This is a genomic window from Nocardia niigatensis NBRC 100131 (genome assembly GCF_000308655.1).
In the GTDB taxonomy this organism is placed as follows: Bacteria; Actinomycetota; Actinomycetes; order Mycobacteriales; family Mycobacteriaceae; genus Nocardia; species Nocardia niigatensis.
In genome coordinates, this window is sequence record NZ_BAGC01000107.1 from 87,984 (window position 1) to 112,832 (window position 24,849).

Here is a 24,849-nt window from a genome sequence, read left to right on the forward strand (position 1 = left end):
AGCGTTGACTCGATCGGGGATGACTCGGTGGGTCCGGTGAAAGTCGTTCGTCGGTAGGGAGTTTCGGACTTGGAGTCGACAGGATCGTGGGGTGGGGTCTCGGGGGCTGGGGGATGCCCGGTACGCGGAGAATCGGCCGTCGGGGTGGAAGAGCCCCGGATTCTGTTGGGGACACCGGAATTCGCGGCCGACCCGCACCGAGCGTATCGCGAGATGCGCCGCCGGCACGGCTCCATGGTGCCGGTCGAACTGGCCCCGGGGGTGCCCGCGACCCTGGTCGTGAACTACCGGACCGCGCTGCGAATCCTCAATGATCCCGAGCATTTTCCGGCCGATCCGCGGATCTGGCAGGACAGCATCTCCGAGGATTCACCCATCCGGCCGATGATGCAGTGGTACCCTAACGCGTTGCGCAACGCGGGCGCCGAGCACACCCGCTACCGGCAGGCGTACACCGCCAGTATCGACGGCATCGACCTGCACGCCGTGCACGCCACCGTCGAGCAGATCGCGGGACCGCTCATCGCGGGCCTGGCCGCCGAGGGCAGCGCCGATCTGGTGTCGCAGTTCGCGCTGCCGCTGGTGTTCGAGGTGCTCAACCAATTGGTGGGCTGCTCAGCGGATATCGGCCAGCGGGTGGCCACCGGCATGGCCGCGCTGTTCGACACCGTCAATGCCGCGTGGGGCATGCAGACCCTCGGCGAGGCGCTGATGGAACTCATCGCCATGCGCCGCGCCGAGCCCGGCGACGACGTCACCTCGCGCATGGCCCACCACCCGGCGGGGCTCAATGACGAGGAGATGCTGTACCAGCTGGTCAGCTTCTACGGCGCGGGCATCGAGCCCATGCAGAACCTGATCAGCAACACGCTGCTGCTCATGCTCACCGACGACCGTTTCGGCGGAGACATGCTGGGCGGCAGCCTCTCCACCCGCGACGCGCTCGACGAGGTGCTCTTCAACGACCCGCCCATGGCCAACTTCGCCATGAGCTATCCGCGGCAGCCCATCCTCATCGACACCACGTGGCTACCCGCCCACCAGCCGGTCCTGATCAGCTTCGCCGGCTGCAACAACGATCCCGAGATCGCGGGCGGCGACCGCACCGGCAACCGATCGCATCTGGCCTGGGGCGCCGGACCGCACGCCTGCCCCGCCCGATCGGTGGCCTACCTGGTCGCGCAGACCGCGATCGACGAGCTGCTGGACGCGCTGCCCGACCTCACGCTCGCCGTCCCGAAACACGACATCTCCTGGCGTCCCGGTCCGTTCCACCGCGCCATGGTGGCACTGCCGGTCGAATTTCCGATCAGTCCCGCGCTGCGCGCGGTGTAAGGAGCGCTCCATGTCCCAGAGCCCGATCGTGCTGGATGTCACCGGCACCGACATCCAGGGCGAGTCCGCCCGGATTCGCGCGCAGGGCCCGATCACGTTGGTCGAGCTGCCCGGCGGCGTGCCGGCCTGGTCGGTGACCGACCAGGCCGTGCTCAAGACCCTGCTCGCCGATGCCCGGGTCTCCAAGGATCCGCGTCAGCACTGGTCGGCGTTCATCAACGGCGAGATCACCGAGGCCTGGCCGCTGCTGCCCTGGGTGGCCGTGGAGAACATGTTCACCGCCTACGGCGCCGACCACCGCCGGCTGCGAAAGCTGGTGTCCCCGGCCTTCACTCACCGCCGCACCACCGCCATGCGTGAACGCATCGAGGCCATCGTCGCCGAACTGCTCGACGAGCTGGCCGCGCTCCCGGCCGGCTCGGTCGCCGACCTGCGCTCGCTCTACGCCTACCCGGTGCCGATCCGTGTGATCAGCGGGCTCATGGGCGTGCCCGAGCATCTCGACGCCGCCATCCACAAGTGCGTCGACGGCTTCTTCGACGGGTCTCTGACCGCCGAGGAGTCCATGGCCAACTTCCTCGAAATGTACGAGCGGGTGGGCGAACTCGTCGCCTACCGCCGCGACAACCCGGGCGACGACATCACCACCGCCATGATCGCGGCCCGCGACGACGAGGACGGCTCGCAGCTGGCCGACAAGGAACTCGTCGAAACCCTCATGCTCGTCATCAATGCCGGGCACGAGACCACCGTGAACCTGCTCGGACAGGCCATTGTCGCGCTGCTCACCCACCCCGAGCAGCTGGCCGCGGTCGTCGCCGAGCAGGCGTCGTGGAACGACGTCATCGAGGAGACCCTGCGCTACCAGTCGCCGGTGGCGCACCTGCCGCTGCGATACGCGGTGGAGGACATCGAGATCGACGGCATCACCATCCCCAAGGGCGAGGCCATCCTGGCCTCCTACGCGGGCGCCAGCCGCGACCCGCGGATCCACGGTGCGACCGCCGACAGCTTCGACATCACCCGCGACACCAAAGACCAGCACGTCGCCTTCGGCTACGGCGCTCACCACTGCCTGGGCGCGCCGCTGGCCCGGCTGGAGGCCGCCATCGCGCTGCCCGCCCTGTTCGAGCGCTTCCCGAACCTCCGGCTGGCCACGGACGCAACCGAATTGAAGCCGCTGGGCAGCTTCATCTCCAACGGGCACGCCAGCCTGCCGGTGCGGCTGGACGGCGAGTAGTCGTCACCGTCGCGGGCCGGAGAGGTCTCCGGCCCGCGCACACGGCTCGTCCCCGCCGACTCAGCCCGCGGCGATGGGCGGCCGCACGGTGCCGAATCCGGTGGCCTGCTCGAAGGCGTGGCCGACCTCCAGCACCAGGCGGTCGGCGCGATGCGGGCCGACGATCTGCAAACCCACCGGCAGCCAGGCGGTGGTGAATCCGGCGGGCACCGACAGGGCCGGACACCCGGTGGCACTGATGAAGTAGGCCGACCGCATCCAATCCAGATAGGTGTGCATCGGCTCACCGGCCACCGTGTCCGGGTATTCGAGATCGATATCGAACGGTGGTACCTGGCTCACCGGCAGCAACAGGACGTCGTAGCGCTCGAAGAATTCCCGCATCCGATGGAACAGCATCGTGTGCAGCACTTCGGCTTCGGCGATGTCGTGCCCGCTCAGCGCCAGCCCCTGCTCGATATTCCACACCAGCGACGGCTCGACCCGATCCCGGTGCGCCAGCAGCGGTTCCAGCGCCAGCGCGAACTGCCACGCGCGCAGTGTCCGGAAAACCTGTTCCGCCCCCGACAGATCCGGGCAATCCTCGGTGACGACCGCGCCGAGCTCGGAGAACACCCGGACAGCGGGTTCGAGGACCTCCCGCACAGCCCGATCGACCGGCACCGAGCCGCCCAGGTCCGGCGACCACGCCACCCGCAGCCCGCGCAGTTCGCGGTCCAGGGATCCGGTGAAGAGCGCCCCGGGTTCGGCCAGCGAGATGGGACTGCGCGGATCCGGGCCCGCCAGCACCGATAGCAGCAGCGCCGCATCGGCCACCGTGCGCGCCATCGGCCCCTGCACGGCCAGCGTGCCCCACGCGTACGGGTCCGGCCAGGTCGGCACCCGGCCGGGCGACGGCCGGAACCCGACCACATTGCAGAAGGAGGCCGGATTGCGCAGCGACCCGCCCATATCGCTGCCGTCGGCCAGCGGTTGCAGTCCGCACGCGAGTGCCGCGGCCGCGCCGCCGCTGCTGCCGCCCGCGGATTTGCCGAGATCGTAGGGATTGCGGGTGGCGCCGAAGAGCGGATTCACGGTGTGCGAGCCCGCCGCGAACTCCGGCACATTGGTTTTGCCCAGGGTGATGACTCCCGCTGCCCGCAGCCGCTCGATCAGTAGCTCGTCGTGGTCGGGCACGTGCTGCGCCAGCAACGGGCTGCCGTAGGTGGTGCGCAGGCCGGCGGTGTCGTGGGTGTCCTTGTGCGCCATCGGGATTCCGTGTAGCGGACCCGGCACTTCGCCCGCCGCCACCCGGCGATCGGCGTCACGGGCCGCGTCGAGCGCCTGCTCGCCGGCCAGCGTGATGATGGCGTTGACCTTGGGATTGATGCGTTCGATCCGTTCCAGATGGGTGCGCACCACCTCGACGGCCGAGATTGTGCGGGTGCGCAGCCAGCCGGCCAGTTCCCGCGCGGACGCGTAACAGATGTCGGAATCCACCGGCGCTCCTCATGATCCGGATGCGAGTGCCTCGGCTCCCATAGTGACGTCCGCGGCCCGAATCCTCGACCCTTCCGGCGTGCCGCCACACCCGGGTCGGAGGCCGGCCCACGGTTGCGCGATACTGGCTGTGCGTCTTTCCGCGTGTGCTCTGCGATCCAGATCCGTCACACAGGAGGAACGAAACCTATGGTCATCTTCCGTAATCGGAACCGCTCCACCGTCACAGTCACCGCCATCGCGGCCCTCGGCGCGGGGGTGCTGCTCACCGCGGCGCCCGCGCTGGCCGCGAACTCCATCTCCGTCGACGCGGCAGGGCCCGGGTCGATCAGCATCGACTACACGTGCGAGGCGTCCGCGGGCGTCGCCGGGATCATGGCCATGGTCGGTGATCCGAACGCGGACCGGCCCGCCGCCACCGGCACACAGAACTCGTTCACCTGCGACGGCTCCCAGCACGCCGCGACCATCATGCTCACCACGGTGGCCGGCGAGACGCCGCTGGCCTCGGGCGCCGCGGTGCAGGTCCGGGCCGCCCTGGTCGACCAGAGCCAGACCGTCGTGTCCGGGACCGCGAAGCTGCTCACCCTCGGCTGAAATCCTCGGTATGCAAGCTTCGTCTGTTCGACAGCATCCGGAAACCTGCCGTTAGACAGCGGCTGCCAGACTCGCCGCCGCGCGCCCGATGAGCATCCTGTCGGGCCGCGGACGGCCGTCGCCGTCGGAACACAGCAGTCGCCCGGTCGTATGCCGTCCGGCGGCATACGAGAACCAGGACCCGGACGTGCGATACCGCTCGATCATGTGCAGCGTGGCAGTAATGGCGGCGGGCCTCGTCTCGCTGTCCACGACGCCCTTCGATCCGGCGGCTCGCGCCGAACCGGGCGTGATGACGCCCGCCGATCCGGGAGCCGCGCCGATGGCGCCCGACGGTTCGACCATTGTCTCCACCCTGCATGTGGACGATCGGCACCTCCAGCTCACCGTGCACTCCGCGGCCATGAACCTCGATTTCCCGGTGGACGTGCAGCTGCCCGCCGATCGGTCCGCACCGCGCCCGGTGCTCTACATGCTCAGTGGCGGCAGTGGCGGCATCGGTGCGGCCTCCTGGGATCACCGCACCAATGCCTTCGACTTCCTGGCCGACAAGGACGTCAATGTCGTGCAGCCCATCGGCGGGGCGGCGTCGTATTACGCCGACTGGCGCAGCCCGGACCCACGGCTGGGGGTCATGAAGTGGACCACCTACCTCACCGAGGAGCTGCCCCCGCTCATCGACGCCGCGCTGGGCGCCAATGGCCGCAACGGTCTGGTCGGCGTGTCCATGTCGGGCACCTCGGTGCTGCAACTGCCGATCGCCAAGCCGGGCCTGTACCGCTCGGTGGCCGCCTACAGCGGCTGCGCCCGCATCGCCGATCCGGTCGGCCAGGCGTTCGTCCACATCACGGTCGCCTTCGGCGGCGGCGACGCGGACAATATGTACGGCGGGCCCGGCGACCCGATGTGGGCGGCCAACGACCCCTACCTGCACGCCGACGCGCTGCGTGGGCTGGACCTGTACCTGTCCAGCGGCAATGGCATGCCCGGCCCGCACGACAAGGCCGGGGACCGCCATTTCGCCGGTGCCGGAGACAGTCTCGCGAACCAGATCCTGGTGGGCGGGATCCTCGAGGCCGCGGTCGACCAGTGCACACACGCCATGGCCGACCGGCTCGCCGACCTCGGAATCCCGGCGACCGTCGAACTGCACCCGTACGGCACCCACTCGTGGGGCTACTGGGACGACGAGCTGCCCGCCTCCTGGCCGGTACTGGCGCGTGGGCTCGGGCTGTAGCGCGACCCCGTCAATCCTGGTCCGGCGGTAGCTGTTCCAGCGCCCATCGGGCCCAGTCCCGGTTCATGGCGGTGGCCCGGGCGCCGTACTCCAGCGCGAGGTGGCCGTAGCGGGACAGGCCGCTGTCGGTCCACTCGATGCTCTGCTCGAGGTCGCCCAGTTCGTCGTGTGCGCGTGCGGCGCGCTCCTCGATCCCGGCCAGGTAGGCGCGGGCCTGCGCGGGCGGCAGCAGGCCGAGGAAGAACACGCGCAGCAGCGTGTCATTGCGGGTGACCTGTTTCGGCTGGGTGGTGGTGAGCCAGGTGCGCAGGTCATCGAGCCCGGTGGGGGTGATGGTGTATTCCTTGCGGCCGCGCGGGCCTTCGTCGCTGACCGCGATGAATCCGGTGTCGGCAAGTTTGGTGAGCTCGGTATAGATCTGGCTCTGCGTCGCGGGCCAGACGTTGGCCAGCGAGTACTTGAAGGTCCGCAGCAGGTCGTAACCACTGGCGGGACCCTCGGACAGCAATCCGAGCACGGCGTACCGGAGACTCATGCGCCCTATCTTACATTCCAGTATTGACATGTCGTGGCAGGAGGCTCAGGCTTGCACATGTCAGAACTGGAATGTCGAGACGCCGAGGAGCCGGGCTCCTCCGGCAGGCAGGTATCGAACATGACCACACCTCCCCACCTCACCGGCAACTACGCACCGGTCGCCGACGAACTCACCACACACGAATTGCCCTGCACCGGAACGATTCCCGCCGAACTCACCGGCTGGTACCTGCGCAACGGCCCGAATCCGCACGCCGCGGCCTCCAAGCACTGGTTCCTCGGCGACGGCATGGTGCACGGCGTGCGGGTCGAGGACGGGCGCGCGGTGTCGTACCGCAACCGGTGGGTGCGCACCAGCACCTACACCGACGGCGCCCGTGGCATCGACGCCGAGGGCCGGCGGGATTTCACGGCGGGCGTGGCGAATACGCACGTCATCCGGCACGCCGGACGCACCTTCGCGCTCGTCGAATCCTCGTTTCCGTACGAATTGACCTGCGAGCTGGACACTCTGGGTCCGCACGACTTCGACGGCAAGCTCACCACCGCCATGACCGCGCACCCGAAGACCTGCCCGGTCACGGGAGAACTGCACTTCTTCGGCTACGACTTCTTCGAGCCCTACCTGACCTATCACCGCGCCGACGCCGCGGGCAATCTCGAGCTCAGCCGTCCGATCGACGTCCCGGCCGCGACCATGCACCACGATTTCGCGCTCACCGCGAATCACGTCGTATTCATGGACCTGCCGGTGGTTTTCGACCTGCCGACCGCCATGGCCGGTGCGGGCATGCCGTTCCTGTGGAACGACGACTATCAGGCCCGCCTGGGCGTCCTGCGCCGCGACGACCCGCACGGCGCCGTGCGCTGGTTCCCGATCGAGCCCTGTTACGTCTTCCACACCCTCAACGCGCACGAGGAGGCGGGCCGGATCGTGCTGCACGTCATGCGGTATCCGAGCATGTGGCGCAGGGACTCCCGGGAATTCGACGAGGGCGCGACACTGTGGCGCTGGACCATCGACCTCGCCGGTGGTGCCGTCCGGGAGGAGCAACTCGACGACCGCGTCGCCGAATTCCCCCGCATCGACGACCGTCTCGCCGGCCTGAACGCGCGCCACGGCCACGCGTCGGTCTCCGACGGCGGTGCCGGAGCGCTCCTGCGCTATGACCTCCACACCGGTACGAGCACCGCCCACACCTTCGCCCCCGGCCGCCTCCCCGCCGAAGCCTCCTTCGCTCCAGCTGACGAAACCCCGGGCGGCGCGGGCTATCTCATGACCTACGTCTTCGACACCGCCGAGAACCGCAGCGATCTGGTCATCCTCGACGCCGCCGATCTGTCGGCCGCCCCGGTGGCCACCATCCATCTGCCCCGCCGCGTCCCCTACGGCTTCCACGGCAACTGGCTACCCGACCTCTGATCCGTGCCCGCCCCGCCGATCTCGCGGTTCTTACCGGTTGCTCAGTGGGTGCGCGACAGCGTCGGTCCGAGGCCGTCGATGCTGAACTCGCCGGCGGTGACACGGACCGGGGTATCGGTGAAACGGCGTGCCGCCAGGACGGTCTGGAGGAACTCGCGAATCGGGGCCGGCTGATCGGCGAGAGTAGCCAGGGTGTCCGCCGGGACCTCGATGGTGCCGTCGAAAGTCCTGGGCTGATCGGTGATTCCGGACTGCTGGACGGTCTGGCGGAGCCCGTCGACGGTGTGCAGGATGAGGTCGAGGCGGGTGCCGTCGGCGAAATCCAGTCGCAGTGGGGTGGGGGAGACGGCGATGTCGAAGGATTCGATGTGCGCGGTCACGCCCGCGGCGGTGCGGCCCGAGTAGGTGTACGGCGATGCCGGCGCGGTGTCGTCGGCCGAATGGTCGGTGGTGGTGTTGTCCAGGAGGCGGCCCGCCAGCGGCTGGTCCGTGGGGACGAAATCCCACCGGTCGGCGGTGAGTTGCTTCATCCAGTAGCCGGTTCGCCCGTTGTCGGCGCCCTCCACGCGCAATTCACGGGCGTCGGAGCCGATGCCGGTCTTGTGGACCGATACCCGGTCGGTGATCCGGCCGGGAATCTTGGGCTGGCGCAGCCAATCCGGGGCGGGCAGCTGGATCGCCGCGTAGTGGTTGTCGACCCGCTCGCTGAGCATGTCGGGCGCCGCGGGCCGTCCACGCTGGTCCTCGTAGGAGTAGCGGAAGAACACCTTGTCCGCGCCGGAGATGTCGAAATCGTAGAGTCGCGTGTAGAGATCGCCGTACTGGTTCACCACCAGCGTGGTCGAGCCGCTCGTGGACAGTGCGACCGCGCGGAAGCGGCCCTGTGCGGGCGTGGACATCTCGTAGCTGTGGTCCTGCGGCAGCCACGGGTCCACATAGTGGATGCGGTGGCCGTCGTCGGTGAGCGCGAAGACGTGGGACACCTTCGCGCCGCCGACGTTGTGGTCATTGCCGGCGGTGTCGCGCCAGAGGTGATCCTCGTTGGGCGACAGCACCGACCAGGTCCAGTCGATCGTGCCCGGCGGCAGCGTGTTGCCGGGACCGGTCCACAGCGGGGTGCCGTAGCGGCTGCTCCAGTTCCAGTCCGCGGGCGCGCTGAGAATGTGGTCCATCGTGAAGAACCGGCCGTCGGCGTCGATGGCCATCAGCTCGTCGTCGTCCGCCGAGACCCCGGCGATCCGGCCCGCCATGCACCCGGGCAGCGGCAGCGTGCGCCAACCGCCCTGCGCGGCTGCCTGTTTCACGTAGACGGACCCGTCGCGGACGGCGAAGGACCAGCGGCGATTGAACGTTTCCGTGGTGGTCCGCAGGAAGACCTGATCCGGCAGCGCGACGGTGGCCGTTGGGAACGCGTCGAGTCCGGCCGTGGTCTCGTCCGCCCCCATCTCGGGCGTTCCGACGGTGCCGAGCAGCGTGCACGCGGGCGGTTCGGCGTGTGCGGGCTGCGGTTGCTGTGCCAAAGCGAGGGCGAGTCCGGCGGCAGCGGCGAGCACGCCGTGGCGTACTGCGGGTTCGCGCATCACAACCACCCGAGGGCGCCGAAGATGATCAGGGCGAGGGCGTCGATACCCAGAATCGCCCCCACGGCAATGGCTTTCGCCCGCACCGTCTTCAGGTCGTGCACGTAGAAGCAGGCGACGAAGAACGGCACGTACCCGAAAAGCCAGATCAGATACGGGAATCCGGCGTGCCACCAGGACCAGTCCCAGGTCAGTACGCCCGCCTTGTTCAGCAGCACCTCCACGCCGACCGCGGCCGCGGAGTTCGCCGCGATGAGCACCGGCCGGTTGGGCAGGCCCAGGATGCGAACGTCCTTGGACGGCAGCATCTTCGCCGCGGCCACGCCCATGATGGCGAACATGAAGCAGATCTCGATATTGAGGCCGATGAGGATCTGATACGCCGTCGGTCCGGTCGCGCCCCACACCGGCGCCCGGCCGGTGGCATGGAAGACCAGCGAGTTCCAGATCTCGTTGAACCAGTCCATGCCCCACAGCGCCAAACCCGCGAACAGTACGTTCCAGTTCCGTCGTTCGACCTCGGTCGCGTAGACGTAGATGACGACCAGTAGCAGCGGAATCACGTACCACTTGAACTGGCTGCTGTCGCGCAACAGCTCGAGTGCGGCCCGCGCGTGATCGGTCATCCCCGACCCCTTCCTCATCACCGTAGAGCTTCGCGAGTGTGTGACAAATAAACCTGTGTTGTCAACCTGTAACGGAGAGATGTTTACGGAGACGGCTCCGGCAACGTGCGATTCCGGCGGCCTCTCAGACCGCGGTGATGTCGCGCCGGTCGAAAACCGGAGCGGCGGCCAGAACGAACACGACCGCGGCGAGGGCGAGCCAGAGGTAACCCAGCCGTAAGCCGGTACCCAGTGGGCCGGCGCCGAGCGCTTGATGGAACGGTGACCACGGGCCCCAGGGGCGCACGGCGTCAACCATTTTCGAGGCCGCGTACAGGACATAGGTGGCAACGGCGAGCACACTCGTGACCGCGAGGGCGGTCCGGCGACGGCCCGTGGCCGCGCCGACGGCGAGTGCCAGCCCTCCGAAGGGCGCGGCCAGAACGACCATTGCGACGGATCCGGTGGCGGCCGCGGCGACGCCGACCTGCATCCCGAAGATCGCCGCACACGCCACCACGGCGGCGAAAAGGACGACACCCAGCACTACCAGACCGCTGAGCAGGACCGCTGCCTGTTCCAGCAGCAGTCGAACCGGTGTCACGCGGGTGACCAGCACTACTTCGAGGGCGCCGCTCTCCTCGTCGCCGGCGACCCCGCGGGCTCCGCGGGACACCGCGAACACCAGGAACAGAATCGGTAGCAGCATGCTGTACAGCTCGGTGTTCAGAAATCCGGCGCCGGAGGAGAACTGGTCGACAGCGAACAGCTCGCGCAGTGTCTCCGGATAGTTGTCCAGGATCTGCTGCAATCCGGATATGTGCGAAATCGACGGCCACAGCGCCGATTCCAGCAGGACCAGCGCGATGATGCCGAGACTCCAGCCGATGAGTCCGCGGCGCTCGTCGCGCAGGCACTTCAGATACACCGTCCCGAACATCAGCGTTCCTGTCCGTAGTAGGTGAGGAAGACGTCCTCGAGATCGGGTTCGTGACTGACGATGTCGGTCACCCCGAACGGTGCGACGTACTTCAGGAGATCGGCCGTCGACCCGTCGACTTCGACGTGGATCGACCGATGGTCGGCGGTGACCGACCGGACGCCACCGACCGCGCGCAGGAGATCCGGATCCGGTGGCGCGGATTCGAACCTGAGTTCCAGCCGACGCAGTGGCAGGGCGGTCAGTGCCGCCACCGACTGCACCTCCACGAGCCGCCCGTGGCGCAGGATCGCGACGGTGTCGGCCACCGCCTGTACCTCGGAGAGCACGTGCGAGGACAGGAAAACCGTGCGACCGGCGTCGCGAGTCTCCCTCAGCAGGGTCAGGAATTCGCGTTGCACCAACGGATCCAGTCCCTGGGTCGGTTCGTCCAGGACGAGAACGTCCGGCTCGGTCATGAGGGCCTGCACGATGCCGACCTTCTGCCGGTTGCCGTGCGACATCGCGCCGATCCGCGTGGTGAGGTCCAGGTCGAGACGTTCGGCGAGCCGGCGCAGCACCGCAGGGTCGACATCGCCGCGCAGGCGGGCCAGGTAGCTCAGGTACCGCTCGGCGGTCAGGTCCGGGTAGGCCACGAATTGCCCTGGGAGATAGCCGATATGGCGTTGTGCGGCGGATCGCGCTCGTACGACGTCCGCCCCTGCCACGGTCACGGTGCCGCGGGTCGGGCGCATCAGCCCGGCGAGGATGCGGATAGTCGTGGTCTTGCCCGCGCCGTTGGGTCCCAGGTATCCGAAGATCACCCCGGGCGGCACCTCGAGGGTGACGTCCAGCAGTGCGGCGGTCCGGCCATAGGACTTGGTCAGCCCCTGCATCGCGATCATCGGCGGCATGCGTTCAGGATGTGCCGTCGATGTCGTGGCTCGAAGAGTCCAACGAACCGGGCCGCATGCCGAAAGTCATCGTCCGGTTGCCGGGAACAGTGGGCCGTTCGGCCCTTGGGACCCGAGCGCTCCGGCCTGCAGAGTGAAGGAAACACGATTCGGAAGGCGGTCCGGGATGAGCAGACAAGCCGAGGCGCCGCCACCCGGTGACCGGACGCCGCCGAAGCCGGCGCCGCCACGACGTCTGTCGTGGCGGCTGTGGCTGATTCCGGTGGCCGTGCTGCTCGCGGGCCTCGTCGTGTCGAGTTTCGTGCCCGGACTGCGGAACACGGCTCCGTCCCCGGACGACATCACCTACAGCCAGCTCCTGTCCGACATCGACGCGCACCAGATCAAAACCATCACCATCCAGACGTCCGGTCATGCCACGGGCAGTCTGGCCAATGGGCACGAGTTCACCACCGTGATCCCGCCCCAGGCCGGTTCCGCGCTGCTGGACCGGCTGGAGAAGGCGGGTGTCGCGGTATCCGCGACGCCGCCGTCGAGTGGTACGTCGGGATGGTCGCAACTGCTGACCTGGATATTGATCCTCGGACCGTTCCTGCTGCTGATCTGGTGGTTCCAGCGGGCGGGCCGCGGAGCGGCGAGCCAGCTGAGCGGTGCGATGGGAGTGGGCAAATCCAAGGCGAAAGTCTTCGATAGCGAGCGCCCGGACACCACTTTCGACGATGTCGCCGGCTACACCGGGCCCAAAGCCGAGATCACCGAGGTCGTCGATTTCCTCCGGGCGCCGGAACGTTACCGCCGGGCGGGCGCGGTCGCTCCGCGCGGGGTGCTCATGATCGGGCCGCCCGGCACCGGAAAGACGCTGCTGGCGCGTGCGGTCGCGGGGGAGGCCGCGGTGCCGTTCCTGTCGGTGGCGGGGTCGAGCTTCGTGGAGATGTTCGTCGGCGTCGGCGCGGCACGGGTGCGAGATCTGTTCGCCGAGGCCAGAAAACGTGCGCCGGCGATCGTGTTCGTGGATGAGATCGACGCCATCGGCTCACGCCGGGGCGGCTCCTCGGCGATGGTCTCCAATGACGAACGTGAGCAGACGCTGAACCAATTGCTCTCGGAGATGGACGGATTCGATCCCGCGGTGGGCATCGTGGTGCTCGCGGCCACCAACCGGCCCGAAGTGCTCGATCCGGCGCTGCTGCGCCCGGGGCGATTCGACCGGCAGGTCACCATCCCGCTCCCAACCCTCGCCGAACGCGCGGCGATCCTGGCCGTGCACTGCCGCGGCAAGCATCTGGCCGCCGAGGTCGACCTGCAGGTCGTGGCCAGGGGCACACCCGGATTCTCGGGAGCGGATCTGGCCAACCTGGCCAATGAGGCCGCGATCTGCGCCGTCCGGGACGACCGCGTCGTCATCGGTCCGGGTGACTTCGACGCGGCCCGGGACCGGATTCTGCTCGGCCGCCGCGAAGGGTCGAATGTGCTGCTCCCCGACGAGAAATACGCCGTGGCGGTGCACGAGGCCGGGCATGCCCTGGTTGCCGCGCTGTCCGCGCACGCCGACCCGGTGGCCAAGGTGACGATCCTGCCCGCCGGGCAGACCCTCGGCACCACCGAACAGCTGCCGCTGGTCGAACGCCATCTTTACGCCGAGAGCTACCTCACCGATACCCTGACCGTGCGGCTCGGCGGCCGGGCCGCGGAACTCGTCGTCTTCGGGCAGGGCTCTACCGGCGCGGCCAACGATCTGGCCCAGGCCACCGAATTGGCCATCAAGATGGTTCGGGAATTCGGTCTTTCGGCCGCGCTCGGCCCGGTCGGATATCCGCGGGGCGGCTCGGTGTTCCTCGGCGGGGGCGGTGCGGAACTGTCCAGCCGCCCGTTCGCCGAAGCCACCCAGGCCGCCATCGACGCGGACGTCGCCCGCCTGGTACGCGAGGCCGAGCACCGCGCGGTGGATCTGATCGAGACGCACCGCGGCGCTCTGGAGCGACTGGTCGATCAGCTGCTGGATCACGAAACCGTCGACGGCACCGAGGTGTACTCACTCGTGGGTGTGCCGATACCGACCGACCGGACCGGCACGATGCCGCCAGCCATCGTCGCGCCCCGCAGGTCCGATCCCCGCGCCGCGGCCCACGGTGCGAACGGCCGGGCCCGGCCGGAGCCCAACGTCCCGCCGGTGTAGGCGCCGCGGCCGGCGACCGGGGCCGCTGGGTACCGGCCGCACGGCAGCATCGAGACCGGCCAGCACGCTCGAATTGCTTTCCGGCGGAAGGACAGACGTCCTCTGAGATTCAGATCGGCCTTCACATCCGGGTGTTCGAAATGACCTCGGCGGCAGCGGCATCGCGGATGAATTAGTGCGTTCCCGTTGCCTATCACGATCATCTGCGAGCTGCTCGGCATCCCCGCCGCCGACCGCGACGACTTCCAGCGATGGTCGGCCGAACTCGTCTCCGCACAGAGCCGGGAGGCGAAGGCCGCCGGCAACCGGCGCTCCAGCACTACCTCGACAACCTGATCGAGATGCGCCGGGAGACGCCCGGCAGCGACCTGGGCACCCGTCACCTGGCCTTCGGATTCGGCATCCACCAGTGCCTGGGCGCGCAACTGGCCCCGGCTCGAGGCCCGCATCGCGGTGGCCATGCTGCCGGACCGCTTCCAGAAAATGGCCCTGGCCACGTCAACCGAGGAGCTTCGCCGGCGCTCGAGTGTCGTGAGTCGTGGTCTGGAAGAACTGCCGGTCGCGCTGCGCGCCTGACCGTGCGGCCGGCTCGGGCTCGCGCGCGGGCGCGCGGACAGCGGGGTGAAGCTTCAACGAGGGGAACCCGTTGACCGGGGTTTGCTCCGAACCGGTGTGACGGCCGTTACCCGGCCACGCCCCCACGGTTGCGAGGGGTGTGCTCGATTCGGTCTCGGAAGGTGGCGACGGTAAAATCGGTGGTTCTTGTGTGCCGCGATGGCGCACACTCGTTCAGTTAACTACCAGCACCCTGCTGCACCCGAGGAGACGCTTGTGATCACCGCGACCGACCTGGAGGTCCGGGCCGGAGTCCGCACCCTGCTGACGGCGCCGGGGTCGGCGCTGCGGGTGCAGGCCGGTGATCGGATCGGGCTGGTGGGCCGCAATGGTGCCGGGAAGACCACCACGCTGCGCATCCTCGCCGGTGAGGGTGAACCCTACGCGGGCAAGGTGATCCGTTCGGGCGACATCGGCTATCTGCCCCAGGATCCGCGTGAGGGCAACCTCGAGGTGCTCGCCAAGGACCGGGTGCTCTCGGCGCGCGGGCTCGACACCCTGCTGCGCGACATGGAGAAGCAGCAGGCGCTCATGGCCGAGGTCGCCGACGACAACGAACGCGAGAAGGCCATCCGCAAGTACGGCCGGCTCGAGGAGCGGTTCTCCGCCCTGGGCGGCTATGTGGCCGAGAGCGAGGCCGCGCGGATCTGCAACAGCCTGGGTCTGCCCGACCGTGTGCTGAACCAGCAGCTGCGCACCCTGTCCGGCGGTCAGCGTCGTCGAATCGAGTTGGCGCGCATCCTCTTCAGCGCCTCCGACGGCAGCGGCGGCAAGTCCGACACGACCCTGCTGCTGGACGAGCCCACCAACCACCTCGACGCCGACTCCATCAACTGGCTGCGAACCTTCCTGCAGAGCCACGACGGCGGGCTCATCGTCATCTCCCACGATGTCGAACTGCTCGGTGACGTGGTGAACAAGGTGTGGTTCCTCGACGCGGTGCGCGGCGAGGCCGACATCTACAACATGGGCTGGAAGAAGTACCTCGACGCCCGCGCCACCGACGAGCAGCGCCGCGTCCGCGAGCGCGCCAACGCGGAGAAGAAGGCGTCCGCGCTCAAGCAGCAGGCCGCTAAGCTCGGCGCCAAGGCGACGAAAGCCGCTGCGGCACACCAGATGGTCAAGCGCGCCGAGCGCATGCTGGCCGAGGCCGACGACGTGCGCGTGGCCGACAAGGTGGCGCGGATCAAGTTCCCCGAGCCCGCCCCATGCGGCAAGACGCCGCTGATGGCCACCAACCTGACCAAGCTCTACGGGTCGCTGGAGATCTTCACCGGCGTGAACCTCGCCATCGACCGCGGCAGCCGCGTGGTGATCCTGGGCCTCAACGGTGCGGGTAAGACCACCATGCTGCGGCTGCTCGCCGGAGTCGAATCCCTCACGGCCGGGCAGATCGATCCCGGGCGCGGCCTGAAAATCGGATATTTCGCCCAGGAGCACGACACGCTGGACGATCAGGCCACCGTCTGGGAGAACATCCGCCACGCGGCACCCGATGCGGGCGAACAGGATCTGCGCGGTCTGCTCGGTGCGTTCATGTTCTCCGGCCCGCAGCTGGAGCAGCCCGCCGGCACGCTGTCCGGCGGTGAGAAAACCCGTCTGGCACTGGCCGGTCTGGTCTCCTCTGCCGCGAATGTCCTTCTGCTGGACGAACCTACGAACAACCTCGATCCCATCTCGCGCGAACAGGTCCTCGACGCGCTGCGCAGTTACGCGGGCGCGGTCGTGCTGGTGACCCACGACCCGGGCGCGGCCGAGGCGCTCAACCCCGAGCGCGTCATCATGCTGCCCGACGGCACCGAGGATCACTGGTCGCAGGAGTACCTGGAACTCATCCAGCTGGCGTGAGAAGTCGCTTCCCGCACGGAAAAACGCGAGGTCGCCAAAAGTCGGTGACTCACATCACAGCGTTTCGTTGATCACAGGCATCCGAGTCTCTAACCTGGAATGAGGCGCCCACGGCGACTCGGAGGAAGCCATGAGTGACAGGCCCGCACAGGGTAAAGCCGTATTGGGTAAAGGCACGCGCGTCACCGGGAAATCCCGCGATCGCCTGCAATCCCAGTTGAAGAAGCAGTACGAGGCCGGAGCGAGCATCCGATCATTGGCCCGGGAGACCGGGCGGTCGTACGGCTTCATCCACAACGTGCTCGTGGAGTCGCATGTGCAACTCCGCAGCCGGGGCGGTGCGAACCGCCGCAAGGCCGCCAAGGCCGGCAAGTAGCGTCTATTCCCTTCCGGGATCGGATTGCGGGTTCTCGACCGGCGAAAGCCGGTCGACGACTTGCCATTTCGGACTACTTGCCGCGATTGCGGGCAATCACGGTGCGATGCTCGACGATTCGCGATGGCGTGCGGCCGTTACGGGACTACCGTCCCGTCGCCGAGAACCAGTAGGTTTGCGAGGCTCTGGAAAATCGGCAGACCGGTCTTGATTTCGAGATAGGCGAACTGCCCCTGGGGATTCACCTCCAGGAAGTAGAACTCGCCGTCGAGACCGACCCGGAGGTCGAGTACGCCGAAAGCCAGTCCCAGCGCGCCCATCAGCGTGGTGAGCGACTTGCTCACCGATGCGGGCAGGCGATCGGCGGTGAACGCCACGGACGTGTCCAGTCGCGAATCCACGCGCCCCACACCGGATTGCGAGTCGATGCGCACCACCCATTCGATGCCGTCGACCCAGACAATGCGCAGATCGCTCTCGGCCTGGATGTAATCCTGAAAGATGGTGGGGGAGTTGCGGATCGTGGCCAGCCGGTCGAAATCCGCTGGTGTGAAAAGCCGGGTCTCGGTGAACGCGCCGCGCCCGGTGCCGGTGCGCTTGTAAACCACTGATCCGGGCCGGGATTCGATGAAGGCGCGCGCCTCGTCGGGATCATTGGTGACGAGGGTTTCCGGAATCGCGAAACCGGCGCGATAGGCCGTCTCCAATTGCACGATCTTGCGGCTCGCGGTGCGGTCGGCCCCGGGGTCGTTGACCCACAGGGCCGGGACGGACCACAGCAGTCCCTGGAGGAAGCCGTCGCATTCGGCGCGGCGGTAGGTGTCGTCCTCATCGGACAAACCGGCCGGTACCGCGCAGGGATGGGGCCGGCGCCACCACACGGAGGTGACATCGTCGAGCCCGAAGACGTGCGACAGACTGCGGTACGACCCGTCCCCGCCGAGCCGGAAAGTGCCGTTCTCGCGGGGGAAGTCGCGCATGTCGAGGCGAATCGGGTTGTGCCCGTGGTGTTTGCGCAGGGTGGCGGCGAGCGCATCGCCATGGAGATCCTCGGCCTCGGTGACGATCAGCACCGAACCCATGGTGCGGGCGGCCATACGCGCCCCCTGTCAGTCCAGGCTGTCGCAGGCGATGCCGTCGTCGCTGCCATGGTGCGACCGGGTCTGGCAGCAGGTCATGGTGGCACCGCCGACCCCGGGATGAGCGGTGAGATCCAGTCCGCGGGCCCAGATTTCGGTGAGCTTCCGCAGTTCGTCGTCGCCCCGCGCGGGACTGAGGTCCGGCGACAGGGTGAGGGGACGATCGGTGACCTCGACACGGCGGCGCTGCGTGAAATCTGCGGTGGCGCCGGGCCGTACGCGCACCAGCACCGGGCGGCCCTCACCGCTGCCCTGCGCGGCGGCGGCATCCCACCGGGCGATATCGACGACATCGGCCCGGTGGAAGGTCCAGGTGCTGCCGTCGCCGACTCGCACGCTGATACTTCGCTCGTTGGCTGCGACAAGGTAGCCGGGTAGCGGTGGCGAGGTGCTGGCGAGGATCGCCGATCCCGTTCGGTGCAGGGCGCCGGTCATGCTGAACTCCGATCTGCTCGGGATTTGCTGCGGGGCCGAGCGTGATCTGAATCATATCCCGCGAGGCCCTGAATTCGGTCCGCAACGAAAGATTTCAGCTCCGCCGGCAAACTTCGGCGGGGTTTCGGAAATCGCTCCCGCTGAAAGTTTTTCGCCGCAAAACCGGGACCGACGGGTATGGGCGGCGTCCGGTCAGAGACCGAGCAGGTCCGGCGAGTCGGCGACCGCCCGCAGGGCCGCACCGGGATCCGCAACCAGTTTGCGGGCGGTGAGATCGAGAATGCCGGAGACGACATCGATCTCCGCCGACACCATGCCGTCGAGTTTCGTGATCCGCTGCCGCATCCGGAAGATCTTGCCGCCCGTCCATTCGAATTCGCAGCTCACCGTGACCTCGTCGCCCAGATGCAATTCCCGAAGGTACTTGACCGTCTGCTCCAGCACCACCGGCCCGATTCCCGCGGCCACCAGCTTCTCGCCCGGCAGTCCGCCGGCCCGCAGCAGCTCCCAGCGCGCATGCTCCGCGTACTGCAGATAGACGGCCTGATTCAGGTGCCCGTTGATATCGAGCTCGTAGCCGCGGACCGTGATGGGGACGGAGAATGCCATGGAACCAGCAACCGAGCTCGCGGTAATGGTCATTCCGCATTTCCAGTGATCTGCCGCACACCGCCCCGGCGACTCCAGGGCTATCGGCCGCCCCGCCCGCTTCCGGGAGTAAAGCGACCGGTTGCTATGTGTGTGACTCGGGTCGGCGCATCGCCGCCGGGTCCGTCCCGATGCCCATGCGCCTGTGGCCTATATGGCGACAGCGCGGTTCACTGGCGAGCGTAGCCGGTGAACCGCGCCGCGATCTCGATTTCCGCGCGGGCGGCCGGCAGACCGGTGCCGTTCTGCTGGATTCTCCAGCGACCGTTCGGTTTTCGTGGTGAGCGCCGGTGCGCTCAAGCGCGGTTGGCGTTGCGCTCGGCCCACCACTGCGGGGCGTCGATGAAGTGGTTGTCATATTCCTTCTGGGCGGCGTCGATGTCGGCGGGGGTGACCTCGCCGTGGGCGAGGCGCTCGAGGAAGCGGAAGTAGCCGTGGCGTTCGACGCCGGGCATGAGGGCGATGAGGATGCGGGCCGGGCTGTCGGGGGCGGCGCCGAAGGCGTGCGGCATGAACTTGGGGACGACGATGGCGCCTCCCGCGCCGACGGTGACGATCTTGTCCCCGGCCAGGACCTGGAGTTCGCCGTCGGCCACATAGAACAGCTCGTCGGAGAGGGTGTGGTAGTGCGGCATCGCGCCGTCCGCGCCGCGGGCCATGGTGACCTCTACAGTGCTGACCGACCCGCCGGCCTCGTTGGAGTCGATCAGCAGCCGCACCGAGACGGGCTGGTCACCGATGATCTCGGCATCGTGGGGCCGGCGGATGGCGGCGGGGCGGGAAGCGGTGGTCATGTCGGCTCCAAGTGATTCGATGGGAGATAATTCGATACCGAACTATATGGCATCGAATAGAATCTTGTCCATGGGTGAGAAGCAGACGGACGCGGTGGACGTGATCCAGGAGCAGTGGCGGCGGGAGCGGCCGGACCTGGACGGAGCGGCGATGGCCATCATCGGGCGGCTGGGCCGGCTCTCGGTGGTGGCGGCCGACCGGATCGAATCGGTGTTCGCCGCACACGGATTGCAGCGCGGCGAGTTCGATGTGCTTGCGACACTGCGACGTTCGGGGGAGCCCTACGAGCTCAACCCCTCCGGGCTCGCTGACACCCTGATGATGTCGCGGGCCGGGATGACCGGCCGCCTGGACCGGCTGGAGAAGGCCGGCCTGGTGCGGCGGATCGCCGACGCGGGCGACCGGCGCTCGATCCGGGTCGCGCTCACCGACCGCGGACTGCATCTCATCGACATCGTCGTGACCGAGCACTTCGAGAACGAAACCCGCATCCTCTCCGCGCTTTCCGATCGGGAGCGCCAGGAGCTGGACCGCATCACACGGCGGCTGCTGACCGATCTCGAAGGCGGTGCGTGACCTCCCGGGTCAGGCTGTGGCCTCGGGTTCGGGCCGGCCCTGGGCGATACCGTGAAACGCCGGGCGCAGCAGCGCGGTGATCCGTTCCGGCGACCCGTCGAGCCCGTCGAGGTGCAGCAGATGGCGGCCGATGACCACGCCGATCGTGAGCGCCCCCAGTAGTCCGGCCCGCAACTCGACATCGTCCTCGGCGAGATGTTCGGCGGCTTGCCGCCGCTGCGCGGCCATCGCCGATCGCACCTCGGCGGTCGCGTCCGGGTGGGTCAGCATCGATCGAATCGCCGCGAGCGCCCCGGCCACCCGCGGCCGGCCGTCGCCGGTCTGAGCGCGGGAGTATTCGTCGTGACCGTGTTCCACGGCCGCGGCGGCGCCTACCGCGTGAACGACGCACTGGGACTACCCAATCCGCCCCGCCGCATGGGTGTTTCGTAGTCGGTCACCTGTCCGATCGACAGGTCGATCAGCGCCAGCAGGTCCCGGTCCCCGGCGTTGGTAACCACGACGAGCGAGTTGGTCTTCTCGTCGACGACCGCACCGGCGCTGAATGTGCGGTGGCGTGGATCAGCGACCCATCGGCCGCGACCGCGAACACCGCGATATCCACCACGGCGGTGGACGCGTCGACCGCCGCCACCGATTTCCCGACCCGATTCGATTGCACACCCACCGAATTCGGTGATCCCGCCCCCGCCATGCCCCGCACCTGCCCGCTTCACGCCGGCGGGGCCACGGGGCGGGAATCGAACCCGCGACCTTCTCCCTGTCCGAGGCGCTCCACCTGCTGAGCTACGCCGTGACCCCATGGTGAGCCTACGGCGTGGTCACTGCTTGCGGCGAACCGAGGCTTCCACGAGATCCAGGACGGCCTCGAGGTTGTCGTTGGCGTGGCCGGAGGCGATGCGGGCGATGAGTCCGTCGAGGACGAGATCCAGGTAGCCGAGCAGGACTTCGGTGGGGACATCGTCACGCAGGGCGCCGGCGGCCTTGCGGCGTTCCAGGCGGGCGACGGTGGCGGCGGTGAGCTCGGTGGAGCGCTCCTCCCAGTTGGCCCGGAATTCGGGATCGTTGCGCAGGCGGCGGGCGATCTCGAGGCGGGTGCCCAGCCAGTCGAATTCCTCTGGGCGGGCGAGCATGTCACGCATGACCTGGATGAGGCCCTGGGTGGCCGCGACCTCGGCCATGCGGCCGGCGTCCTCCTGCGCCAGGGCCAGGAACAACGCGTCCTTGTCGCGGAAGTGGTGGAAGATCGCGCCCCGCGACAGCCCGGTCGCTTCCTCCAGTCGACGCACGGTGGCGCCCTCGTAGCCGAACTCGGCGAAGCAGCGGCGGGCTCCGTCGAGGATCTGGCTACGCCGGGCGGCGAGGTGGTCGTCACTGACCTTGGGCACTGGCTCCTCCGAAACGTGTTGTGCGGGTTCTCCTTATCGATCTTGCGACCAAATCGGAGAACCCGCACGAGCGACGAGCGAAGCGGCCCGGGAACGGGCCGCGTGGTGGGCACCGGAAAACCGGTGCCCACCACCACGACTCGGCTTCGAAACAGCCCTTCGAAGACCGAGACGCGCGGTTTTCTTAGCCGCGGATCATGTTGCGCAGCACGTACTGCAGGATGCCGCCGTTGCGGTAGTAGTCCGCCTCGCCGGGGGTGTCGATGCGGACCACCGCGTCGAAGACGACCTTCTCGCCGTTCTCCTTGGTGGCGGTGACCTTCATGGTCTTCGGAGTCACACCCTCGTTCAGCTTGGTGATGCCCTCGATGTCGAAGGTCTCGGTGCCGTCCAGGCCCAGCGACGCGGCGGACTCGCCGGCCGGGAACTGCAGCGGCACAACGCCCATGCCGATCAGGTTGGAGCGGTGGATGCGCTCGAACGACTCGGTGATGACGGCCTTCACACCCAGCAGACGGGTGCCCTTGGCGGCCCAGTCACGCGAGGAACCCGAACCGTACTCCTTACCGCCCAGCACGACCAGCGGGATGCCCGCGGCCTGGTAGTTCTGCGAGGCGTCGTAGATGAACGCCTGCGGGCCACCGTCCTGGGTGAAGTCGCGGGTGTAGCCGCCCGAGACGTCGTCCAGCAGCTGGTTGCGGAGCCGGATGTTGGCGAAGGTGCCGCGGATCATCACCTCGTGGTTACCACGACGGGAACCCAGCGAGTTGTAGTCCTTGCGCTCCACGCCGTGCGAGTCGAGGTACTGCGCGGCCGGCGTGCCCGGCTTGATCGGACCGGCGGGGGAGATGTGGTCGGTGGTGACCGAGTCGCCCAGCAGCGCCAGTACGCGCGCGCCCTTGATGTCCTCGACCGGGGCCGGGTCCATCGTCATGCCGTCGAAGTACGGGGCCTTGCGCACGTAGGTCGAGTTCTCGTCCCACGCGAAGGTGTCGCCCTCGGGGGTGTTCAGACCCTGCCAGCGCGCGTCGCCCGCGAAGACGTGGGCGTAGGACTTGGTGAACATCTCCTTGCTGATCGCCGACTTGATGGTGTCGTCGATCTCCTGCGGGGAAGGCCAGATGTCCTCGAGGAAGACATCGTTGCCGTCCTGGTCCTTGCCCAGCGAGTCGGTCGCGAAGTCGAAGTCCATGGTGCCCGCGAGCGCGTACGCGATGACCAGCGGCGGGGAGGCCAGGTAGTTCATCTTCACATCGGGGGAGATACGACCCTCGAAGTTGCGGTTACCCGACAGCACGGCGGTGACCGACAGGTCGTTGTCGTTGATCGCCTTGGAGATCTCCTCCGGCAGCGGACCGGTGTTGCCGATGCAGGTGGTGCAACCGAAGCCACCCACGTAGAAGCCCAGTTTCTCCAGGTACGGCCACAGGCCGGCCTTCTCGTAGTAGTCGGCGACGACCTGCGAGCCCGGGGCCATGTTGGTCTTGACCCACGGCTTGGACGTGAGGCCCTTCTCGACGGCGTTGCGGGCGAGCAGCGCGGCGCCGATCATGACCGACGGGTTCGAGGTGTTGGTGCAGGAGGTGATGCCCGCGACCACGACGGCGCCGTGATCCAGGATGAACTCACCGCGCTCCGGGTCGGAGACCTTGACCGGCTTGGACGGACGGCCGCCGTTGCCGTTGGCGGCGTTCGGGATGATCGCGTCGTCGTCGGCGAAGGCCAGCTCGGCCGGGTCGCTGGCCGGGAAGGACTCCTCGATGGCCTCGTCCAGCTTGGAGTGCGGGGCGGCCTCGGGGTCGTTGGTGTAGTTGTGGATGTCCTTGCGGAAGGCGATCTTGCTCTCCGACAACAGGATCCGGTCCTGCGGGCGCTTCGGGCCGGCGATGGACGGCACCACGGTGCCCAGATCCAGCTCCAGGTACTCCGAGTACGCGGGCTCGTTGGCCGCGTCGTGCCACATGCCCTGCTCCTTGGCGTACGCCTCGACGAGCGCGAGCTGCTCGTCGCTGCGGCCGGTGAGGCGCAGGTAGTTGATGGTCTCCTCGTCGATCGGGAAGATCGCGGCGGTCGAACCGAATTCGGGCGACATGTTGCCCAGGGTGGCGCGGTTGGCCAGCGGCACCTCGGCCACGCCGGCGCCGTAGAACTCGACGAACTTGCCGACCACACCGTGCTTGCGCAGCATGTCGGTGACGGTGAGCACGACGTCGGTGGCGGTCACGCCCGGCTTGATCTCACCGGTCAGCTTGAAGCCGACGACCCGCGGGATCAGCATGGAGACCGGCTGGCCGAGCATGGCGGCCTCGGCCTCGATGCCGCCGACGCCCCAGCCCAGCACGCCCAGGCCGTTGACCATGGTGGTGTGCGAGTCGGTGCCGACGCAGGTGTCGGGGTAGGCCTGGCCGTTGCGGACCATGACGGTCGGGGCCAGGTACTCGATGTTGACCTGGTGCACGATGCCCATGCCCGGCGGGACGACGCGGAAGTCGTCGAAGGCGCCCTGGCCCCAGCGCAGGAACTGGTAGCGCTCGGAGTTGCGCTCGTACTCGAGGTCGACGTTGCGCTCGAGGGCGTCGGCGCGGCCGAACACGTCGAGGATGACCGAGTGGTCGATGACCATATCGGCGGGGGAGAGCGGGTTGACCTTGTTCGGGTCGCCGCCGAGGGTGGTGACGGCCTCACGCATGGTGGCGAGGTCGACCACGCAGGGGACACCGGTGAAGTCCTGCATGATCACGCGGGCGGGCGTGAACTGGATCTCGGTGTCGGGCTCGGCCGACGGGTCCCAGTTGGCGATGGCACGGATGTGGTCGGCGGTGATGTTCGCGCCGTCCTCGGTGCGAAGCAGGTTCTCCGCGAGGACCTTCAGGGCGTAGGGCAGCTTCTCGGTGCCGGGCACGGCCGAGAGCCGGAAGATCTCATACGAGTTGCTTCCGACCTCGAGGGTGCCCTTGGCGCCGAAGGTATCGATACTCGTCACGTTC

The 24,849-nt window shown here is 68.1% G+C and carries 24 protein-coding genes and 1 tRNA gene; 10 read left to right on the forward strand and 15 right to left on the reverse strand.

Annotation, left to right across the window (positions count from 1 at the left end):
• Positions 1-213: 213 nt before the first annotated feature.
• Both ON33_RS32330 and ON33_RS32335 read left to right on the forward strand, forming a co-directional pair.
• A complete protein-coding gene (locus ON33_RS32330; protein ID WP_373281075.1) occupies positions 214-1,335 on the forward strand; it encodes a cytochrome P450 in 1,122 nt (373 codons plus the stop codon).
• A 10-nt stretch (positions 1,336-1,345) separates the two neighbouring features.
• Positions 1,346-2,575, forward strand: a complete 1,230-nt coding sequence (locus ON33_RS32335; RefSeq protein WP_040862932.1) for a cytochrome P450 family protein — start codon at positions 1,346-1,348, stop codon at positions 2,573-2,575.
• Between the two features lie 60 nt (positions 2,576-2,635).
• Here ON33_RS32335 and ON33_RS32340 read toward each other — a convergent pair whose 3' ends face one another.
• Complete coding sequence (locus ON33_RS32340; RefSeq protein WP_040862933.1) at positions 2,636-4,054, reverse strand: amidase; 1,419 nt, start codon at positions 4,052-4,054, stop codon at positions 2,636-2,638.
• A 189-nt stretch (positions 4,055-4,243) separates the two neighbouring features.
• Between ON33_RS32340 and ON33_RS32345 the strand changes: the two genes are divergently transcribed.
• Both ON33_RS32345 and ON33_RS32355 read left to right on the forward strand, forming a co-directional pair.
• The gene (locus tag ON33_RS32345; RefSeq protein WP_040862934.1) at positions 4,244-4,651 is read left to right on the forward strand and encodes a hypothetical protein; all 408 of its coding nucleotides are present in this window, start codon (positions 4,244-4,246) and stop codon (positions 4,649-4,651) included.
• Between the two features lie 205 nt (positions 4,652-4,856).
• Complete coding sequence (locus tag ON33_RS32355; RefSeq protein ID WP_373281076.1) at positions 4,857-5,888, forward strand: alpha/beta hydrolase; 1,032 nt, start codon at positions 4,857-4,859, stop codon at positions 5,886-5,888.
• Positions 5,889-5,898: 10 nt separating this feature from the next.
• On the opposite strand, the gene ON33_RS32360 is transcribed toward ON33_RS32355, so the two are convergent.
• Entirely contained in the window at positions 5,899-6,423 is a 525-nt protein-coding gene (locus ON33_RS32360) for a PadR family transcriptional regulator (protein ID WP_040862936.1), read from the reverse strand.
• Between the two features lie 120 nt (positions 6,424-6,543).
• Here ON33_RS32360 and ON33_RS32365 point away from each other — a divergent pair, with 120 nt between their 5' ends.
• Positions 6,544-7,848, forward strand: a complete 1,305-nt coding sequence (locus ON33_RS32365) for a carotenoid oxygenase family protein (RefSeq protein ID WP_040862937.1) — start codon at positions 6,544-6,546, stop codon at positions 7,846-7,848.
• 41 nt (positions 7,849-7,889) lie between these two features.
• Here the strand turns inward: ON33_RS32365 and ON33_RS32370 are convergent, their stop codons facing one another.
• From ON33_RS32370 to ON33_RS32385, 4 genes are all read right to left on the reverse strand, one after another.
• Positions 7,890-9,428, reverse strand: coding sequence for a hypothetical protein (locus ON33_RS32370; protein WP_051153243.1), 1,539 nt, complete (start codon positions 9,426-9,428; stop codon positions 7,890-7,892).
• Positions 9,428-10,054: an AF_1327 family membrane protein gene (locus ON33_RS32375; protein WP_040862938.1), complete on the reverse strand. Its 627-nt coding sequence runs from the start codon at positions 10,052-10,054 to the stop codon at positions 9,428-9,430. Before ON33_RS32375 ends, ON33_RS32370 begins: the two co-directional genes overlap by 1 nt.
• Positions 10,055-10,178: 124 nt before the next feature.
• Complete coding sequence (locus tag ON33_RS32380; RefSeq protein WP_040862939.1) at positions 10,179-10,973, reverse strand: efflux permease Rv1217c-related protein; 795 nt, start codon at positions 10,971-10,973, stop codon at positions 10,179-10,181.
• Positions 10,973-11,866, reverse strand: coding sequence for an ABC transporter ATP-binding protein (locus tag ON33_RS32385; protein WP_040862940.1), 894 nt, complete (start codon positions 11,864-11,866; stop codon positions 10,973-10,975). The genes ON33_RS32380 and ON33_RS32385 overlap by 1 nt, the downstream gene beginning before the upstream one ends.
• Positions 11,867-12,032: 166 nt before the next feature.
• On the opposite strand from ON33_RS32385, the gene ftsH reads away from it, so the two are divergent.
• The 4 genes from ftsH (at position 12,033) to ON33_RS32400 (ending at position 16,881) form a co-directional block, all read left to right on the forward strand.
• Complete coding sequence (ftsH, locus tag ON33_RS32390; RefSeq protein WP_051153245.1) at positions 12,033-14,042, forward strand: ATP-dependent zinc metalloprotease FtsH; 2,010 nt, start codon at positions 12,033-12,035, stop codon at positions 14,040-14,042.
• A 186-nt stretch (positions 14,043-14,228) separates the two neighbouring features.
• Positions 14,229-14,378, forward strand: a complete 150-nt coding sequence (locus ON33_RS43700) for a hypothetical protein (RefSeq protein ID WP_157184840.1) — start codon at positions 14,229-14,231, stop codon at positions 14,376-14,378.
• 495 nt (positions 14,379-14,873) lie between these two features.
• Positions 14,874-16,505 carry an ABC-F family ATP-binding cassette domain-containing protein gene (locus ON33_RS32395; protein WP_040862941.1) on the forward strand — a complete coding sequence of 544 codons (1,632 nt, stop codon included), beginning with the start codon at positions 14,874-14,876 and terminating at the stop codon, positions 16,503-16,505.
• A gap of 130 nt (positions 16,506-16,635) precedes the next feature.
• On the forward strand, positions 16,636-16,881 hold the full coding sequence (locus ON33_RS32400) for a helix-turn-helix domain-containing protein (protein ID WP_033087059.1): 246 nt from the start codon (positions 16,636-16,638) through the stop codon (positions 16,879-16,881).
• A 137-nt stretch (positions 16,882-17,018) separates the two neighbouring features.
• Here ON33_RS32400 and ON33_RS32405 read toward each other — a convergent pair whose 3' ends face one another.
• From ON33_RS32405 to ON33_RS32420, 4 genes are all read right to left on the reverse strand, one after another.
• Entirely contained in the window at positions 17,019-17,978 is a 960-nt protein-coding gene (locus tag ON33_RS32405) for an MvdC/MvdD family ATP grasp protein (protein ID WP_040862942.1), read from the reverse strand.
• Positions 17,979-17,990: 12 nt separating this feature from the next.
• Complete coding sequence (locus ON33_RS32410) at positions 17,991-18,455, reverse strand: hypothetical protein (protein ID WP_040862943.1); 465 nt, start codon at positions 18,453-18,455, stop codon at positions 17,991-17,993.
• A gap of 192 nt (positions 18,456-18,647) precedes the next feature.
• Positions 18,648-19,064 carry an acyl-CoA thioesterase gene (locus ON33_RS32415; protein ID WP_040862944.1) on the reverse strand — a complete coding sequence of 139 codons (417 nt, stop codon included), beginning with the start codon at positions 19,062-19,064 and terminating at the stop codon, positions 18,648-18,650.
• Positions 19,065-19,399: 335 nt separating this feature from the next.
• The gene (locus tag ON33_RS32420) at positions 19,400-19,897 is read right to left on the reverse strand and encodes a cupin domain-containing protein (protein ID WP_040862945.1); all 498 of its coding nucleotides are present in this window, start codon (positions 19,895-19,897) and stop codon (positions 19,400-19,402) included.
• A 70-nt stretch (positions 19,898-19,967) separates the two neighbouring features.
• Between ON33_RS32420 and ON33_RS32425 the strand changes: the two genes are divergently transcribed.
• Positions 19,968-20,474 (forward strand): MarR family winged helix-turn-helix transcriptional regulator, encoded by a 507-nt coding sequence (locus tag ON33_RS32425; RefSeq protein WP_174391592.1) that lies wholly within the window; start codon positions 19,968-19,970, stop codon positions 20,472-20,474.
• A 9-nt stretch (positions 20,475-20,483) separates the two neighbouring features.
• On the opposite strand, the gene ON33_RS32430 is transcribed toward ON33_RS32425, so the two are convergent.
• From ON33_RS32430 to acnA, 5 genes are all read right to left on the reverse strand, one after another.
• Complete coding sequence (locus ON33_RS32430) at positions 20,484-20,831, reverse strand: TetR/AcrR family transcriptional regulator (protein ID WP_051153246.1); 348 nt, start codon at positions 20,829-20,831, stop codon at positions 20,484-20,486.
• Positions 20,832-20,845: 14 nt separating this feature from the next.
• On the reverse strand, positions 20,846-20,974 hold the full coding sequence (locus ON33_RS44160; protein WP_281033257.1) for a hypothetical protein: 129 nt from the start codon (positions 20,972-20,974) through the stop codon (positions 20,846-20,848).
• A 225-nt stretch (positions 20,975-21,199) separates the two neighbouring features.
• Positions 21,200-21,271, reverse strand: a tRNA-Ser gene (locus ON33_RS32440).
• 24 nt (positions 21,272-21,295) lie between these two features.
• Entirely contained in the window at positions 21,296-21,862 is a 567-nt protein-coding gene (locus tag ON33_RS32445; protein ID WP_040862948.1) for a TetR/AcrR family transcriptional regulator, read from the reverse strand.
• Positions 21,863-22,046: 184 nt separating this feature from the next.
• Positions 22,047-24,845 carry an aconitate hydratase AcnA gene (acnA, locus tag ON33_RS32450; RefSeq protein ID WP_040862976.1) on the reverse strand — a complete coding sequence of 933 codons (2,799 nt, stop codon included), beginning with the start codon at positions 24,843-24,845 and terminating at the stop codon, positions 22,047-22,049.
• Between the last annotated feature and the right edge of the window lie 4 nt (positions 24,846-24,849).